This window comes from Agrococcus sp. Marseille-Q4369 (assembly GCF_018308945.1).
GTDB lineage: Bacteria > Actinomycetota > Actinomycetes > Actinomycetales > Microbacteriaceae > Agrococcus.
Genome location: NZ_CP070501.1, coordinates 2,041,238 through 2,055,113 on the forward strand (window position 1 = coordinate 2,041,238; position 13,876 = coordinate 2,055,113).

General features: G+C 73.2%; 17 protein-coding genes and 1 pseudogene. 8 read left to right on the plus strand and 10 right to left on the minus strand.

The features are described from left to right. Positions 1–72 precede the first annotated feature (72 nt). The 5 genes from JSQ78_RS10255 to JSQ78_RS10275 form a co-directional block, all read right to left on the minus strand. Entirely contained in the window at positions 73–1,221 is a 1,149-nt protein-coding gene (locus JSQ78_RS10255) for an ABC transporter permease (RefSeq protein WP_211447375.1), read from the minus strand. After that, positions 1,218–2,099 (minus strand): ABC transporter ATP-binding protein, encoded by an 882-nt coding sequence (locus JSQ78_RS10260; protein ID WP_211447376.1) that lies wholly within the window; start codon positions 2,097–2,099, stop codon positions 1,218–1,220. The genes JSQ78_RS10255 and JSQ78_RS10260 overlap by 4 nt, the downstream gene beginning before the upstream one ends. Positions 2,100–2,235: 136 nt before the next feature. After that, positions 2,236–3,051, minus strand: coding sequence for an MBL fold metallo-hydrolase (locus tag JSQ78_RS10265; RefSeq protein ID WP_211447378.1), 816 nt, complete (start codon positions 3,049–3,051; stop codon positions 2,236–2,238). Further along, positions 3,048–3,518: an SRPBCC family protein gene (locus JSQ78_RS10270; protein ID WP_211447380.1), complete on the minus strand. Its 471-nt coding sequence runs from the start codon at positions 3,516–3,518 to the stop codon at positions 3,048–3,050. Before JSQ78_RS10270 ends, JSQ78_RS10265 begins: the two co-directional genes overlap by 4 nt. 41 nt (positions 3,519–3,559) lie before the next feature. Then, positions 3,560–3,955 (minus strand): ArsR/SmtB family transcription factor, encoded by a 396-nt coding sequence (locus JSQ78_RS10275; RefSeq protein ID WP_349305119.1) that lies wholly within the window; start codon positions 3,953–3,955, stop codon positions 3,560–3,562. A 105-nt stretch (positions 3,956–4,060) separates the two neighbouring features. Here JSQ78_RS10275 and JSQ78_RS10280 point away from each other — a divergent pair, with 105 nt between their 5' ends. Then, positions 4,061–4,927, plus strand: a complete 867-nt coding sequence (locus JSQ78_RS10280) for a DUF72 domain-containing protein (protein WP_211447381.1) — start codon at positions 4,061–4,063, stop codon at positions 4,925–4,927. 3 nt (positions 4,928–4,930) lie between these two features. On the opposite strand, the gene JSQ78_RS10285 is transcribed toward JSQ78_RS10280, so the two are convergent. Then, positions 4,931–6,799: a hypothetical protein gene (locus JSQ78_RS10285; RefSeq protein WP_211447382.1), complete on the minus strand. Its 1,869-nt coding sequence runs from the start codon at positions 6,797–6,799 to the stop codon at positions 4,931–4,933. Positions 6,800–6,827: 28 nt separating this feature from the next. Beyond that, positions 6,828–7,238, minus strand: a complete 411-nt coding sequence (locus JSQ78_RS10290; protein WP_211447383.1) for an arsenate reductase ArsC — start codon at positions 7,236–7,238, stop codon at positions 6,828–6,830. Between the two features lie 210 nt (positions 7,239–7,448). Between JSQ78_RS10290 and JSQ78_RS10295 the strand changes: the two genes are divergently transcribed. Beyond that, positions 7,449–7,796 (plus strand): ArsR/SmtB family transcription factor, encoded by a 348-nt coding sequence (locus JSQ78_RS10295; protein WP_211447384.1) that lies wholly within the window; start codon positions 7,449–7,451, stop codon positions 7,794–7,796. Between the two features lie 27 nt (positions 7,797–7,823). Here the strand turns inward: JSQ78_RS10295 and JSQ78_RS10300 are convergent, their stop codons facing one another. Further along, positions 7,824–8,507 (minus strand): response regulator, encoded by a 684-nt coding sequence (locus tag JSQ78_RS10300; RefSeq protein WP_211447385.1) that lies wholly within the window; start codon positions 8,505–8,507, stop codon positions 7,824–7,826. A 95-nt stretch (positions 8,508–8,602) separates the two neighbouring features. On the opposite strand from JSQ78_RS10300, the gene JSQ78_RS10305 reads away from it, so the two are divergent. The 3 genes and pseudogenes from JSQ78_RS10305 to JSQ78_RS10310 all read left to right on the plus strand — a co-directional run bounded on the left by JSQ78_RS10305 (position 8,603) and on the right by JSQ78_RS10310 (position 10,285). Continuing rightward, positions 8,603–9,349 (plus strand): hypothetical protein, encoded by a 747-nt coding sequence (locus JSQ78_RS10305; protein ID WP_211447386.1) that lies wholly within the window; start codon positions 8,603–8,605, stop codon positions 9,347–9,349. 105 nt (positions 9,350–9,454) lie between these two features. Next, positions 9,455–9,601, plus strand: a pseudogene (locus JSQ78_RS13905) (cell wall-binding repeat-containing protein); the annotation flags it as partial. Continuing rightward, positions 9,581–10,285, plus strand: a complete 705-nt coding sequence (locus tag JSQ78_RS10310; RefSeq protein WP_349305143.1) for a cell wall-binding repeat-containing protein — start codon at positions 9,581–9,583, stop codon at positions 10,283–10,285. The pseudogene JSQ78_RS13905 and the gene JSQ78_RS10310, both read left to right, overlap by 21 nt. Positions 10,286–10,295: 10 nt before the next feature. Here JSQ78_RS10310 and JSQ78_RS10315 read toward each other — a convergent pair whose 3' ends face one another. Next, positions 10,296–11,582, minus strand: coding sequence for a sensor histidine kinase (locus JSQ78_RS10315; protein ID WP_211447388.1), 1,287 nt, complete (start codon positions 11,580–11,582; stop codon positions 10,296–10,298). 128 nt (positions 11,583–11,710) lie between these two features. On the opposite strand from JSQ78_RS10315, the gene JSQ78_RS10320 reads away from it, so the two are divergent. The 3 genes from JSQ78_RS10320 to JSQ78_RS10330 all read left to right on the plus strand — a co-directional run bounded on the left by JSQ78_RS10320 (position 11,711) and on the right by JSQ78_RS10330 (position 12,673). Then, positions 11,711–11,992 (plus strand): hypothetical protein, encoded by a 282-nt coding sequence (locus JSQ78_RS10320; protein ID WP_211447389.1) that lies wholly within the window; start codon positions 11,711–11,713, stop codon positions 11,990–11,992. Further along, entirely contained in the window at positions 11,979–12,176 is a 198-nt protein-coding gene (locus JSQ78_RS10325) for a hypothetical protein (RefSeq protein ID WP_211447390.1), read from the plus strand. The genes JSQ78_RS10320 and JSQ78_RS10325 overlap by 14 nt, the downstream gene beginning before the upstream one ends. Positions 12,177–12,295: 119 nt before the next feature. Next, positions 12,296–12,673, plus strand: coding sequence for a hypothetical protein (locus tag JSQ78_RS10330; protein ID WP_211447391.1), 378 nt, complete (start codon positions 12,296–12,298; stop codon positions 12,671–12,673). Positions 12,674–12,691: 18 nt separating this feature from the next. Here JSQ78_RS10330 and JSQ78_RS10335 read toward each other — a convergent pair whose 3' ends face one another. After that, the gene (locus tag JSQ78_RS10335; RefSeq protein ID WP_211447392.1) at positions 12,692–13,825 is read right to left on the minus strand and encodes an MFS transporter; all 1,134 of its coding nucleotides are present in this window, start codon (positions 13,823–13,825) and stop codon (positions 12,692–12,694) included. Positions 13,826–13,876 lie beyond the last annotated feature (51 nt).

Here is a 13,876-nt window from a genome sequence, read left to right on the forward strand (position 1 = left end):
CCTGTCCCGGGCACGATGCAAGCCCGCACGCGGGATCGCGTGCGGGCTTGCGCTGTCGTGCGTGCGTGAGGGCTACGCCTTCAGGGCGTCCCGCCACTTGACCATCGAGCCGGTCTTCAGCAGCGACCGCTCGTAGATGCGCGCGGCGACCCCGATCACGAGCACGGTGAAGAGCGCGAGCACGCCGAGCGAGAGGTAGGGCTCCCACCACTCGGTCGTCTGCAGGTAGACGCGCATCGGCACGGCGACCGGTGCCGAGAACGGCACGTACGACATGATCTGCAGCGCGAGCGGGTTGTTGTTGAAGATGATGACGAGGAAGTACGGGATCATCACGAGGAAGATCAGCGGGCTCGTGGCCGAGCCGAGGTCCTCGGCGCGCGAGACGAGCGCCGCCGCCGCCGCGTAGAGCGCCGCGAGCATGATGAAGCCGACGGTGAAGAGCACCACGAACCAGACGATCGGCATGCCGAGCCCGTCGAGCAGCAGCTGCGATCCCGTCAGCGCGCCGCCGATGAGCACGACGCCGGCGATGAGCGCGATCTGCCCGAACGCGAGCACCGAGTTGCCGATCACCTTGCCGGCGAGGATCGCGCGGGCCGGCACGGTCGCGAGCATGATCTCGACGATGCGCGACTGCTTCTCCTCGACGACCGACTGCGCGATCGTCTGGCCGAACGTCATCGCCGACATGAAGAACACGAGGCCGAAGGCGAGGCCGATGAAGTAGGTGAGCATCGGGTCGGGCGCGTTCGGGTCGAGCAGCTCGACGTCGGGAGTGACGCTCAGCAGCTGGATGAGGCCGCTGTCGGCCTCGCGGTCCCCGACGACGGTGAGGCCCGAGGGACCGTCGCCCGCGATGACGCCCGCGTCGACCGAGCCGTCCCGCACGGCGTCGCGCACCGCATCCGCATCGTCCGCCGGCACGACCGCGAGGCCGTCGATGGCCTCGAGCGTCGGCGCGATCTCGGCCGTGGTGGCGACCTCGGTGTCCTCGTCGAACAGCGCGGGGCCGAACGACGAGAAGAGCACCGCGCCGAACACGAGCGCGAGCGTGATGAGCGTCGAGATGATGAACGCCTTCGAGCGCAGCTGCATCATGATCTCGCGCTGCGCGACGATGCCGGCCGCTTGCGCGAAGCGCGTGCGACCGCGGTCATTGCCGACGGATGCGTCGGCACGGCCCGGTCGGTTCGGGCGGCTCGGAGCGGTGGTGGTCATCGGACGACCTCCTGGAAGATCTCGGTCAGCGGGCGGATGGAGGGGGCGAAGCTGCGGACGGTGCCGCGCTCGAGGGCCTCGCGCAGCACGCGGTCGGCGTGTGCGTCGGAGTCGGCGGCGAACCGCACGTGGCCGCCGTCGAAGTCGATGACCTCGATGCCCGGGATGCCGCGCACGAAACCGGCGTCGTCGGTCTCGAGCAGCCACTCGGGGCGCGTGTGGGCGGCGCGGATCTGCTCGCGCGTGCCGGCGGCGCGCACCTGGCCGTGCGCGAGGATGACGAGCGAGTCGCACAGGCGCTCGACGAGGTCGAGCTGATGGCTCGAGAAGAGCACGGGGGCGCCGGTGCGGGCGACGTCGCGCAGCACGCCGAGGGTCGTCTCGACCGCCATCGGGTCGAGGCCCGAGAAGGGCTCGTCGAGCACGAGCGCCGTCGGCTCGTGCACGAGCGCTGCGGCGATCTGGGCGCGCTGCTGGTTGCCGAGGCTGAGCGACTCGAGCTTGTCGTCGCGGCGCTCGGTGAGGCCGAGCTGCTCGAGCAGGTCGTCGGCGCGAGCTGCGGCGCGGGCCGAGGCGAGCCCGTGGAGGCGGCCGAGGTAGACGAGCTGCTCGTGCACCTTCATCTTGGGGTAGAGGCCGCGCTCCTCGGGCATGTAGCCGAACTGCGCCCGGTCGTCGGCGGAGACGGGGCGGCCGTCGACGAGCACCTCGCCCGAGTCGGGCGACAGCACGCCGAGGATGATGCGCATGGCCGTGGTCTTGCCGGCGCCGTTCGCGCCGACGAAGCCGGTCATCAGGCCGTCGCGCACGTCGAAGGAGACGTCCTTGAGCGCCTGGTGCCCGTTGAACGAGCGGGAGATGGAGCGGATGGAGAGCATGCTTCGAATCTATGGAGCGGCGGACTCGGGGGCCTCCCCCCGACGGCTGGAATCAGCGCTCCGCCGCTCGGGGGAGCGCTGTCCCCCGCCGCTGGCTCCACCGATCTGCTCCGCCTCGATGCGCGCGCTCCGCGCGCTACTCGACGAGCGGTCGCCTCGCGAGGGCGTCGGCCTGCGCGCGATGCACGTCGGCCATCCAGTCGAGCGGAGCTGACGGCCCGATGCGCGGATCGTCGGGCTCGCGGCCGTCCCGGAGCGCCGTCACGTACGCGCGGTCGAGCGCGATTCGTGCCCGCAACTCCGCCCCATCGCCGACCGAGCCGTGGCCCGGCACGAACGCCTCGGCCGCGTCCGTCACGCCCTCGAGCACGTCGAGCCCCGCGAGGTAGTCGCCGATCGGGTCCGGCCCGCCCATGTCGAGGAACGGCACGAGGATGTCGGAGACCATGTCGCCGGCGATGAGCACGCCGCGCTCCTCCACGAGCAGCGCCGCGTGGCCCGCGGCGTGCCCGCGGTGCTCGAGGATCCGCACCGCCGAGCCATCCCACGGCACGTGCGTCGACGCATCCGGCACCGCGGTGATGAGGCCGAGCAGCTCCAGCGGGATGTCGTCGACGAACTCGGGCGGCAGCCACGGCGCGAGCTCCTCCTGCCAGCCCGACCGCGCGCGCAGCTCGGCCATGGCCGTCGCGCACGCCGCCGTGCCGAAGCGCGGCGCCTCGCCGAGCGCCTCGTGCCACAGCACGTGGTCCCAGTCGGGATGGGTCGCGAAGGCGGCGACGGCCGGCTGCTCCAGCTCGCGCAGCGCGGCCGCGATGCCGGCGAGCTCGGCGCGAGTGATGCCGGGGTCGACGACGAGCGCACCCGAGGGGCCGAGCACGACGGTAGCGCGGCTCTGGATGCACTCGCTCTCGTGCACGAGCACGCCCTCGGCGACGGGCTCGAGCGTCATCGCGCGACCGCCTCGCCGGCGGCGCTCGCGAGCGCGTCGTCGAGCTCCTCGAAGGCCTCGGTCCAGCCCTGCGAGACGTTCTCCGAGCTCACGCGGTCCTCGTCGAGGCCCTGCAGGTGGAAGGTCATCTCGCAGCGGCCGCCGTCGAGCTCGACGAGGTCGATCGTGATGAGCATCGCCTCGTCGACCGTGTCGCCGGGGTCTGCCCACGAGAAGCGCAGCCGCGAGGGCTCCTCGACCTCGAGGTACTGCCCGCCGGTCGGGTACTCGCTCCCGTCGGGCGCGATCATGAGGTACTCGTACGTGCCGCCGACCCGCAGGTCGATCCGCACCGACTCGGGCGGCGTGACGACCTCGTGCGGGTGCCACCACTGGGCGGCGACCGCGGGGTCGATCCACGCGCGCCAGACGGCCTCGCGCGGCGCCGCGAACTCGCGGATGATCGTGAACTGCTTCCTCGTGTCCATCACTGCTCCTTTGCGGTGTGGGTGCGGACGGGGCGTCCGCGTCAGGCTTCGGATGCGTCGCGACCGTGAGTCGCGTCGTCACCGGTCGTGGGGTGGGTGTCGCCGGCACCGCCGGTCAGCCCGGCGAGCGCCGCGTCGAGGCGGTCGAACCGCGACTGCCACGCCGCGCGGTGCTCGGCGACCCACGCCTCGGCGTCGTCGAGCCCCTCGGGGCGCAGCGCGCACGAGCGCCACTGGCCCTGCCGGGTGCGCTCGATGAGCCCGGCCTCCTCGAGCACCCCGAGGTGCTGCGAGATGGCCGGCCGGCTCACGGCGAATGGCGCCGCGAGCTCGCCGACGGTCTGCGACCCAGCGGCGAGCCGCTCGAGCATCGCCCGCCGCGTCGGGTCCGCGAGCGCGAAGAAGATGCGGCTGAGCGGATCGGTCGCGATCGGCACCCGCCCACCTCCTTTGCGTAAGCAAGTGCTTACATGATGCGCCCACGCATCCGCCGTGTCAAGGGCGCTCAGACCGATCCGACGTCCGGGTGCGAGAGTGACCGCATGACCCCGACCCGCCCGAGCGCACCCGCCGGTCGCGCGCGCATCGGCATCTCGGGCTGGCGCTACGCGAGCTGGCGCGGCGACTTCTACCCGAAGGGCCTCGTGCAGCGGCGCGAGCTCGAGTACGTCGGCGAGCGCATGTCGAGCGTCGAGCTCAACGGCTCGTTCTACTCGCTGCAGCGGCCGGCGAGCTACGAGCGCTGGCGCGACGCGGTGCCCGAGGGCTTCGTGTTCGCGGTGAAGGGGCCGCGCTTCATCACGCACATGCTGCGGCTGCGCGGCGCCGAGACCGCGATGGCGAACTTCTTCGCCTCCGGCGTGCTCGCGCTCGGCGCGAAGCTCGGCCCCATCCTGTGGCAGCTGCCCGAGCGGCAGGAGCTCGACGCCGCGGTGCTCGAGGCGTTCCTCGCGAGCCTGCCGCGCTCGACGGGCGAGGCGCTCGAGATCGCGCGGCGCCACGACGAGCGGATGACCGGCCGTGCTTGGCTCGAGGAGGTGACGGATGCGCCCCTCCGGCACGTGCTCGAGCCGCGGGCGCGCTCCTTCGAGACGGCGGAGGCGGTCGAGCTGCTGCGCAGGCACGATGTGGCGCTCGCGGTCGCCGACACCGCGGGGCGCTGGCCCGCGTTCGGCGAGGTGACGAGCGACTTCGTCTACATCCGGCTGCACGGCTCGCGCGAGCTGTACGCGAGCGGCTACACGCCCGAGGAGCTCGACGGCTGGGCCGAGCGCATCCGCGGCTGGACGAGCGGGTCGGTGACGCCGGATGGCCGCCCGCGCGACGTGTACGCCTACTTCGACAACGACATCCACGGGCACGCGCCGCACGACGCGGTCGCGCTCGCGAGCCGGGTCGAGCGCCGCTGACGGTCAGTCGTCGAGCTCGTCGTCGATGTCGATGATCGTGAGCGCGAGCACGGCCCCGCGAGCGACGACGCTGGCAAGCGCGGCGGGCACGGCGAGCTCACGCGACTCGTCGACCTGGAGCAGTCCGGCGCGCACGAGCTGCCGCAGCATCCGCAGGGCTCTGGGCGCGAACATCGTGTCAGCCGATTGATCGGCGGAACGCTCATCGGCACCGTCGCCGTCCGGCCGCGGCAGCGCGAGCAGCAGCCGGCGGATCGTCTCGGCCACCGCCTCCTCGTTGTAGTAGCCGCGCGCCAAGCGCGCCTCCCACGTGACGGCGTGCGCGACGAACGCGCCGGCGAGCATCTCGGCGTCCTCCGGCGGCGGCGACCCGGTGGCCCACCGACTCGCCTGCGGCCCGGGGCGCACGCGCGATGCGGTCGTCTCGATGACCTCGGCGGTCAGCAGCGCCTCCCACCACGCGTCGAGCATCGGCACGTCGAGCATCGACATCGCCTCGACGGCATCCTCGGGGCGAGCCGCCGCGGTCATGACGGCGGGGTCCCTCACGATGGGCTCCTGCCGGGGGCCGCTGCTCACCCCGACGGCGTCGATGCCGAGCAGTCGAGCCACGTCCTGGATGTCGGCGCGTCGCAGGGCACCGGAGGGGGTGATCGGTCGGCCCTTGCCGATCCACTCCAGGAGCGCCGGCACGGCCTCGATCACGCGGGTGCGAGCGAGCGCTTCCTGCCGCACCTCCCGTGGGATGCTCGCAGCGGCGTCCAGCGCGCGTCCGATCGCGTCCGAGGCAGGGGAGCCGTCCTCCGCGGTCGCCTCCTCGAAGTAGTCGTGCACGTCCTTCCACTCCTGGGGCGCATCCGCCGTCTCGATGCGGAAGTGCAGGTAGTCGTCGAGGGCGTCGATCAGCACGTCGACCACCCGGGCGTCCTGGCTCTCGCGCGCGTCGACCAGCACGTCGATGAGCAGGTCGACATCGGCGGCATCGTGCGGATCGAGCTCCGACAGGCGAGCCAGCTCGAACACCATCGCGACCGCGCGCGTGGCGGTCGCCGCCTCGGCGGGCTCGTAGTCGTGCTCGCGCCTCAGCCATCGACCGAGCTCGAGCCCGAGTGCCCGATCGGCCGCTTCCGCCGAGGGCCCCGCACTCGACGGCTGCGGCTTGCGGAATGCGCTGCCCGTGACGGGCGTGGGGGCGGATGCGTCGGCCGAGTCGGCGAGCACGCGCGCCGCCGTCGCCTCGACGGTGGACTGCTCATGCGCTGCCCGAGCGGCGATCGCCGCGGCGAGCGCGAGGCACGCGCCCTCGTGCACCGCGAGGCCGCGGTGTCGGGCGTGCAGGCTCGTCAGCGCGTCGAAGGCCCGCCCCTTGCGCGCGAGCGCGACGATGTCGGTCGCGGAGGCGCGGACGCGCCGGTCTGCCCAGCGCGGCACGCGCGCGGCGGCAAGCGCGCGAGCGCCCGCGGCGTCGCCGCTCCAGCTGTCCAGCACGCCGAGCGCGGCGCCGATCACGTGCGAGACGGCGGGCTCGCTGCCCGCCGGCTGGCTCGGGGTGCTCGCGATGAGGCTGCGCACGCGCTCTGCGTCGCCGTCCGCGACCGCGACGCTGAACTGCTCCAGCAGCCGCAGGGCGCCGGCGCGCTGCGCGCCGACCGGCGTGAAGAGCATGAGGTTGTGCTGCTCGGTCGCGCGCGACAAGGCGGCGTTGAGCGCGTCGAGGCCGAGCTCGGGTGCCGGCTCGTCGAGGTCGACGCCCTCGGCGGCGAGCAGCGGCGCGAGCTCCTGCATGAGCTCCTCCGCCATGCCGGGGCGGTGCACGATGCCGAGCCGCTCCATCTCGGCTCGAACGTCCGGGTCGTCGAAGGGGTCGGTCATGCTGAGCAGGGTACGGTCATCGCCCCAGTCAGGCTGAGGGCGCGAGCTCGGCGAGCAGCGCCTCGACGCGCCGCTTGATCTCGTCGCGGATCGGCCGCACCGCCTCGAGCCCCTGCCCGGCGGGGTCGTCGAGCTCCCAGTCCTCGTAGCGCTTGCCGGGGAAGATCGGGCACGCGTCGCCGCAACCCATCGTGATGACGACGTCGGACTCGCGCACCGCATCCGTCGTCAGCACCTTCGGCGCGTTGGCGGCGATGTCGATGCCCTCCTCGCGCATGGCCTCGACGGCGACGGGGTTGATCGCGTCCTTCGGCGCCGAGCCGGCGGAGCGCACGTCGACGCGGTCGCCGGCGAGGTGCTGCAGGTAGCCGGCGGCCATCTGCGAGCGGCCGGCGTTGTGCACGCAGACGAACAGGACGGTGGGCTTGTCGTGGGTCATCGTGGTCCATTCTCGAGCAGGGGCCGCCCCCGGTGCACCAGGAGCGGCCGGTCGGTCGGCTCAGCAGCAGTCCTGGTCGAGCTCGGGCGGGCAGCCCAGCTCGCCGCACAGCGTCTCGGCGTCCATCGCGCACCTCCTCCCATCGATGTTCGTCGATGCATTGTGATCGCATCCATCGACGGTTGTCAATGCATGTGCGACGATGGATGCATGCCGACCGCGCTGCTCCCGCTCACCGACCTGCAGGCGTGCTGCTCGCCCGTCACTCGAGCGGTGATGGACACGGATGCCGCAGCGACGCTCTCGCGCGCGCTCAAGGCGCTCGCCGACCCGGCGCGCCTGCGGCTGCTGTCGATGGTCTCGGCGCACGCCGACGGCGAGGCGTGCGTGTGCGACCTGACCGAGCCGCTCGGCCTCTCGCAGCCGACCGTCTCGCATCACCTCAAGGTGCTCGTCGACGCCGGCTTCCTGACGCGCTCGAAGCGCGGCACCTGGGCGTACTACCGGCTCGTGCCGGGCGCGCTCGACCAGGTCGCGGGCCTGCTCGCGAAGCCGTGACCGAGCGCGGTCGCGCTCGCGGCCGCCTCATCCACGGGGCGCGATCACCCCGTGCTCGTACGCCCAGATGACGGCGTGGATGCGGTCACGGATGCCGAGCTTCAGCAGCACGTTCGACACGTGGGTCTTCACGGTCGCCTCGCCGACGAAGAGCTCCTTCGCGATCTCGGCGTTCGATCGGCCGCGTGCGAGCAGCAGCAGCGTCTCGCGCTCGCGGTCGGTGAGCGGGGCAAGATCGGCGGATGCGTCGGGTGCCGTCGGTGCGGACGCGACGCCCGCGGGCACGGACCGAGTCGCCGCGAACCGCTCGATCACGCGCCGCGTCACCTCGGGCGAGAGGAGCGCGTCGCCGCGGGCGAGCGCGTGCACCGCGTCGATGAGCTGCTCGGGCTCGGCGGTCTTGAGCAGGAAGCCCGAGGCGCCGGCCGAGAGCGCCTCGAAGAGGAAGTCCTCGCGGTCGAAGGTCGTGAGCATGAGCACCGCCGCGTGCGAATCGCTCGCGCAGATCGCGCGCGTCGCCTCGAGCCCGTCCATCAGCGGCATCTGCACGTCCATGCAGACGACGTCGGGCTGCAGCTCGGTGGCGAGCCGCACGCCCTCGGCGCCGTCCTTCGCCTGGCCGACGACCTCGAAGCCGGGCTCCGACGAGAGGATCGTCTCGAAGCCCGCGCGCACGAGCGCCTGATCGTCCACCAGCAGGATGCGCGTCACCCCTCAACGCTACCCGCGCGATGCGCACCCGTATGCTGACGGCGACCCCGCTGCCCGATGGAGGACGACGGATGCGCACAAGATCACGGGCGATCGTGGCCGTCCTGATCGCCGCGCTCGTCGGCTCCCTGCTGGCGGTCGTCCCGTCACCCGGACCCGAGGGCAGCGCGAGCGCCGCCGTCGCGGCCGACTTCGATCCGGGCCTCATCGTCTCCGACGAGCGCTTCTACGATGGCCTCGCGATGACGGCTGCCGAGGTGCAGTCGTTCATCGATGTCAAGAACACCCGCTGCGAGCCCGGCTACACGTGCCTCGACACCTACGCGCAGCGGACTCCGACCATGGCCGCCGACGCGTACTGCGACGCGGTGCCGGGCAGGGCGAGCGAATCGGCGGCAAGCATCATCGCCCGCGTAGGGCAGGCGTGCGACATCTCGCAGCGCTACCTGCTCGTGCTGCTGCAGAAGGAGCAGTCGCTCGTCACCCGCGCGGCACCGACCACCGTCCACTACGCGAAGGCGACCGGATTCGGCTGCCCGGACACGGCGCCATGCGACCCCACGGTCGGCGGCTTCTTCTACCAGGTCTACTACGGCGCTCGGCAGTTCCAGCGCTATGCAGCGCACCCGGAGCGCTGGAGCCACCGGGCCGGCGTCGTGAACCAGGTGCGCTTCCACCCGAACGCCGCGTGCGGCTCGAGCCCCGTGCTCATTCGCAACCTCGCCACCGCGGGCCTGTACAACTACACGCCGTACCAGCCGAACGCGGCCGCGCTCGCGAACCTCTACGGCGAGGGCGACGCCTGCTCGGCCTACGGCAATCGCAACACCTGGCGCATCTAGACGGACTGGTTCGGCGACCCGACCGAGCCGCTCCCGACCACGCAGCGCGTCGCCGGCGCCGACCGCTACGCCACCGCCGTCGAGGTCTCGCGACGCTCGTTCCCGGCGCGCGCGGAGGTCGTGTACCTCGCGAGCGGCGAGAGCTTCCCCGACGGCCTCGCCGCCGGTCCCGCAGCGGCATCGCAGGGCGGTCCGGTGCTGCTCACGCCGCGAGGCAGCGCACCGGCCGTCGTGCTGCAGGAGATCCAGCGGCTGCAGCCAGCGGAGGTCGTGATCGTCGGCGGCGAGCCGTCGGTCTCGGCGGCGGTCGAGACCGCCGTGCGGCAGCTGGCGCCGCCCCGCCCGATCGTGCGCCTCGGCGGCACCGACCGCTTCCACACCAGCCGGCTCATCGCCGAGCACGCGTTCGGATCCGCGTCCGACGCCCTCATCGCGACAGGCCTCAAGTTCCCCGACGCGCTCGCGGCGGGACCGGTCGCGGTCCGCCGTGACGGCCCGGTGCTGCTCGTCAACGGCGAGAGCGGCGTGCTCGACACCGCGACGCGCGCGACGCTCGAGCGGCTCGGTGTCGGATGGGTCGGGGTCGTCGGCGATGCGAGCTCGGTCTCGGCGGGCATCGCCTCGGGCCTCGGCGGCGCGGGCATCGACGTCGACCGCTACGCCGGCGCAGATCGCTTCGCAACGGCGGCGCAGCTCGCGCGCGAGTTCGGCGTCGTCGGCACCGCCTACCTCGCGAGCGGCACGGGCTTCTCCGACGCGCTCGCCGGCGCGGCCGCGGCCGGCCGCGACGGCGCGCCGCTACTGCTCTCGCGGCGCGAGTGCATGCCCGCGGCGACGCGCAGCGCCCTGCTCGCCGCGGAGCCCGACCGGGTGCTCGTGCTCGGCGGGCAGCCGACGCTCAGCCAGGCGGCCGCAAGCTACACCCGCTGCCCCTGATCGCCGCTCGTCAGCCGGCGGACGCGCGAGCGGTCGACGGCTCCTCGGACTGCTCCGGGATCGCGTCGGTCGGCGTCGCGCGACCGCCGTGCGCGGGGATGCGCGCGCGCACGAGCCAGCCGCCGCGCGAGCGCGGGCCCACCTCGAGCGAGCCGCCGAGCGCCGCGACCCGCTCGCGCATGCCGAGCACGCCCGCACCGGCGCCGTGCTGGCCCGCGCCGCTGCCGTGGCCGTCGTCGGCGACCTCGACCTCGAGCTCGTCCGGCAGGAAGCGCACGCGCACGTCGACGTCGGCGACGGGGCCGGCGTGCTTGCGGGCGTTCGTGAGCGCCTCCTGCACGACGCGGAACGCCGTGAGTCCCACCATCGGCGTCACGGGGCGCGGCTCGCCGATCGTCGCGAGCGTCACGCGCTGGCCGCTCGCGTGCGCCGACTCGACGAGCGCGGGCAGCGCCTCGAGGTCGGGCGCGGCGGCGGCGCCGTCGTCCTCCGAGCGCAGCGTGACGACGAGCGAGCGGAGCTCGGTGATCGCCTCCCGCGCCGACGCCTCGACGTGCCGCAGCGCATCCGCCGCCTTGTCCTGATCGGTCGCGAGCACGCGCCGCGCGGCACCGGCCTGGATGCCCATCGCCGAGACGTGGTGCGCGACGACGTCGTGCAGCTCGCGCGCGATGCGCAGGCGCTCGAGCGAGACGGCCTGCTCGGCGAGCTGCGCCTGCTGCGCCTCGATCTCGGCGTGCGCGGCGGCGAGCCGCTCCTGCTCGATCGCCGAGCGCCACGCGCGGTCGCCGAAGATCCAGCCGCCGCCGAAGTACGCGGCGTTGACGACGACCTGGATCATGAGGAACGCGAAGAACGCCGAGACGCCGCGCTCGCCCGTCTCGGGGTCGGAGAACCCGCGGATCGCCGAGGCGGCGAGCCACGCCGCCATGAGCAGCGAGATCACGACGCGCGACCAGAACGCGCGCCGGCGGTCTGGATCCCACGCACCGATCGAGTAGAAGCCCATGAAGAGCGCCACTTGCGACGCGTAGAGCTCGAGCGCGCCCGCCTCACCTGCGCCGACGTAGATGACGATCTGCGCGATCGCGGCGGGCACGGGGAAGTGCCGTCGCCACATGAGCGGCGCAGGCAGCAGCAGTGCGGCGAGGAGCGGCGCCCAGATGGGCATGCCCTCGAACTGCAGCCCGGTCATGTCGGTCAGCGCGACCATGAGGCACCCGACGGCGGCGAGCACCCCGGCGAGGATGGCGTCGGCTCGCGTCGAGCTCGCGTCGGGGGCCTTGCGCACGGGCATGCGTCGAGCCTAGGACGACCGTCGGGAGCACGCCTCAGCCGTCGGGAGGGGAGCTCGCGGTGGCGGATCTCCGTCGCGCGGGGGAGGCCGAAGACGTGAGGAAACCTATCGTCCACCTATGTACCCCAGTGGAGTACGCTCGACGCATCACCATCGACTCAGTCAAGAACGTCGCCTCCACGGATGCCGACACCGACGAGATCCTCGCCGAGCCGAACGCATCCCCCGCCGGTCATCATCGCAGATCCGCGGCCCTCTCCTCCCCGTCGCACCAAGAGATCGCACTCCCCATCGCAGGAGCGGGCGTGAATCGCGTTCACCTCGCGGACGCCACCGAGCACGGCGCATCGATCGAGCACACGCTCGTCGAAGGCGCCTCGAAGCGGGTGCGCCATCATGCCGCTCACTGAGCTCCTCGATCCCGCCGTGCTGCTGGCGGCCGGCACCGCCGTCGCGTTCCCCATCGTCGTCGTGATCGGGGTCGCCGTGCTGCGCCGCATCGTCGCGCGTCGGAACCCCGAGCTCGCGCCGGTTCCCGCAGAGGCGGATGCGCCTGCGCCGCCGCGCACGAATCGCGAGGCTGGGCTCGCCTAGCACCGCTTTTCCGCGTTCTTCTCGCCGACAGGCACGGAGATCCTCAGTTTCGGTTGAGTGTCGGCACCGGTAGGCCCTACTGTCACCCATGGCACTTCGCGCCCCGAGGGAGAAGACGGATGCTGCAGGACGACCGGGCACTGAGGGTGCCCGAGCCGAGCGTGTGGGCTGGATGGCGCCGCGCGGACGCCGAGGCCTGGACACAGGCGCTGCTCGCCTTCCCGCGACGTGAGGGCCCGGCGGCCATCTCGCCGATGCTGCGTCTCGTCCTCTGGCATGACTGGACCCTGCGGCGAGCCCTGCCCGAGCTCGAGTGCTGGGCGACCCTCACGGCCGACTTCGAGCGCCAGGGCGTGACGGCGGATGTGTTCACGCGCTTCCACGAGACCGCGAGCGTCGCGCCGTGGTCACCCGCCGATGACGCGCCCGCGGGCCGCGGCGCTGCGGCTGCTGCGACCGACGCGCCGCCCGCCGTCGCCGAGGTCCCCGCGGCCTGAGTCGCGCGGCGCAGCGCGTCAGCGTGAGCGCGGGAACGCGAGCATCGTGAGCGCCCCCACGAGCCAGACGGCCCCCGAGGCGGCGAGCAGCAGCAGCGGATCGAGCCCGGCGAGGAGGCCGGCGACGGCCGTACCGGCCGCGCTCGCCGTCGTGCGCAGCGCGGAGCCGACCGTGAAGACCTGCGCGACCACGTCGTCGGGGCTCTCGAGGCGTCGGAGCGTCAGCATCGCCGCGGTCGGCGCGGCGCTGAACGCGCCGGAGAGGCCGACGAGCACGATCGTCCACCAGAAGCCGAGGTCGAGCGCGGCGGCGAGCGTCGCGAGCCCCGTGAGACCGAAGCCGACGAGCATCGTCGCCTGCGCGGACGCGTTCGTGCGCCGGATGGGTTCGATCATGGCCCCGATGAGCGCGCCGATCGCGAAGGCGGTGACGATGAAGGCGCTCGCGGCGGCGTCGCCCGTCGCGAGGAGCGCGATGCCGATCGCGGCGATGGGCATGATGCCGCGGCCGAACTCGACGAGGGTGCCCGAGACCGTGATCGTCGCGAGCGGCCGGTGCGTCGAGAGGGCGACGAGCCCCGCGCCGATCGAGCGCCACAGGCCCTTGCGCTCGGCCTCCCGCCGCTCGATGCGCAGCAGTGGGTAGGCCGCGAGCGAGACGAGGCCGATCGCCGCCATCGAGGCGAGCGCCCAGCGCGGACCGAGCGTCGGCGCGAGCAGCGCGACGAGCGCGGGCCCCGCGACGCCCGAGAGGTTGTAGCTGAGGGCATCGAGCGCGTAGGCGCGTCGGGCGTCGGTGCCGGCAGGTGCGACGAAGCTCGAGAGCCCGCCGAAGCCGAAGGGATTGAGCAGGCCGCTGATGACGAGCGCGACGGCGACGAGCCCCACGGGCAGCGGGTCGAGGGCCGCCGCGAGGCCGTACGCGACGGCGGTGCCGGCGGCCGCGCCCATCATGAGCGGCCGAGGCCGGTGCACGCGGTCGAGGATCGCGCCGACGAGCGGCGCGGCGATGATGCTCGGCACGAGCGCGAGCGCCGCGAGCGCAGCGCCGAGCGCGAGGTCTCCGGTGATCGAGACGACGAGGATCGGGATCGCGATCTGCGCGCCGCTCGCGGCCGTGCGGATCGGCACCGAGGCGGCGAGCTGCCGCATCCCCGCTGCCTTCCCCTCGTGCGCCGTGGCGGGGGCGGCCGACGATGCGGA

Coding starts and splice junctions, on each gene's coding strand:
- JSQ78_RS10280 (WP_211447381.1), top strand. CDS start 4,061: ATGACCCCGACCCGCCCGAGCGCACCCGCCGGTCGCGCGCGCATCGGC.
- JSQ78_RS10325 (WP_211447390.1), top strand. CDS start 11,979: ATGCCGCTCACTGAGCTCCTCGATCCCGCCGTGCTGCTGGCGGCCGGC.
- JSQ78_RS10255 (WP_211447375.1), bottom strand. CDS start 1,221: ATGACCACCACCGCTCCGAGCCGCCCGAACCGACCGGGCCGTGCCGAC.
- JSQ78_RS10315 (WP_211447388.1), bottom strand. CDS start 11,582: ATGCCCGTGCGCAAGGCCCCCGACGCGAGCTCGACGCGAGCCGACGCC.
- JSQ78_RS10295 (WP_211447384.1), top strand. CDS start 7,449: ATGCCGACCGCGCTGCTCCCGCTCACCGACCTGCAGGCGTGCTGCTCG.
- JSQ78_RS10335 (WP_211447392.1), bottom strand. CDS start 13,825: ATGCGGCAGCTCGCCGCCTCGGTGCCGATCCGCACGGCCGCGAGCGGC.
- JSQ78_RS10330 (WP_211447391.1), top strand. CDS start 12,296: ATGCTGCAGGACGACCGGGCACTGAGGGTGCCCGAGCCGAGCGTGTGG.
- JSQ78_RS10270 (WP_211447380.1), bottom strand. CDS start 3,518: ATGGACACGAGGAAGCAGTTCACGATCATCCGCGAGTTCGCGGCGCCG.
- JSQ78_RS10260 (WP_211447376.1), bottom strand. CDS start 2,099: ATGCTCTCCATCCGCTCCATCTCCCGCTCGTTCAACGGGCACCAGGCG.
- JSQ78_RS10285 (WP_211447382.1), bottom strand. CDS start 6,799: ATGACCGACCCCTTCGACGACCCGGACGTTCGAGCCGAGATGGAGCGG.
- JSQ78_RS10265 (WP_211447378.1), bottom strand. CDS start 3,051: ATGACGCTCGAGCCCGTCGCCGAGGGCGTGCTCGTGCACGAGAGCGAG.
- JSQ78_RS10290 (WP_211447383.1), bottom strand. CDS start 7,238: ATGACCCACGACAAGCCCACCGTCCTGTTCGTCTGCGTGCACAACGCC.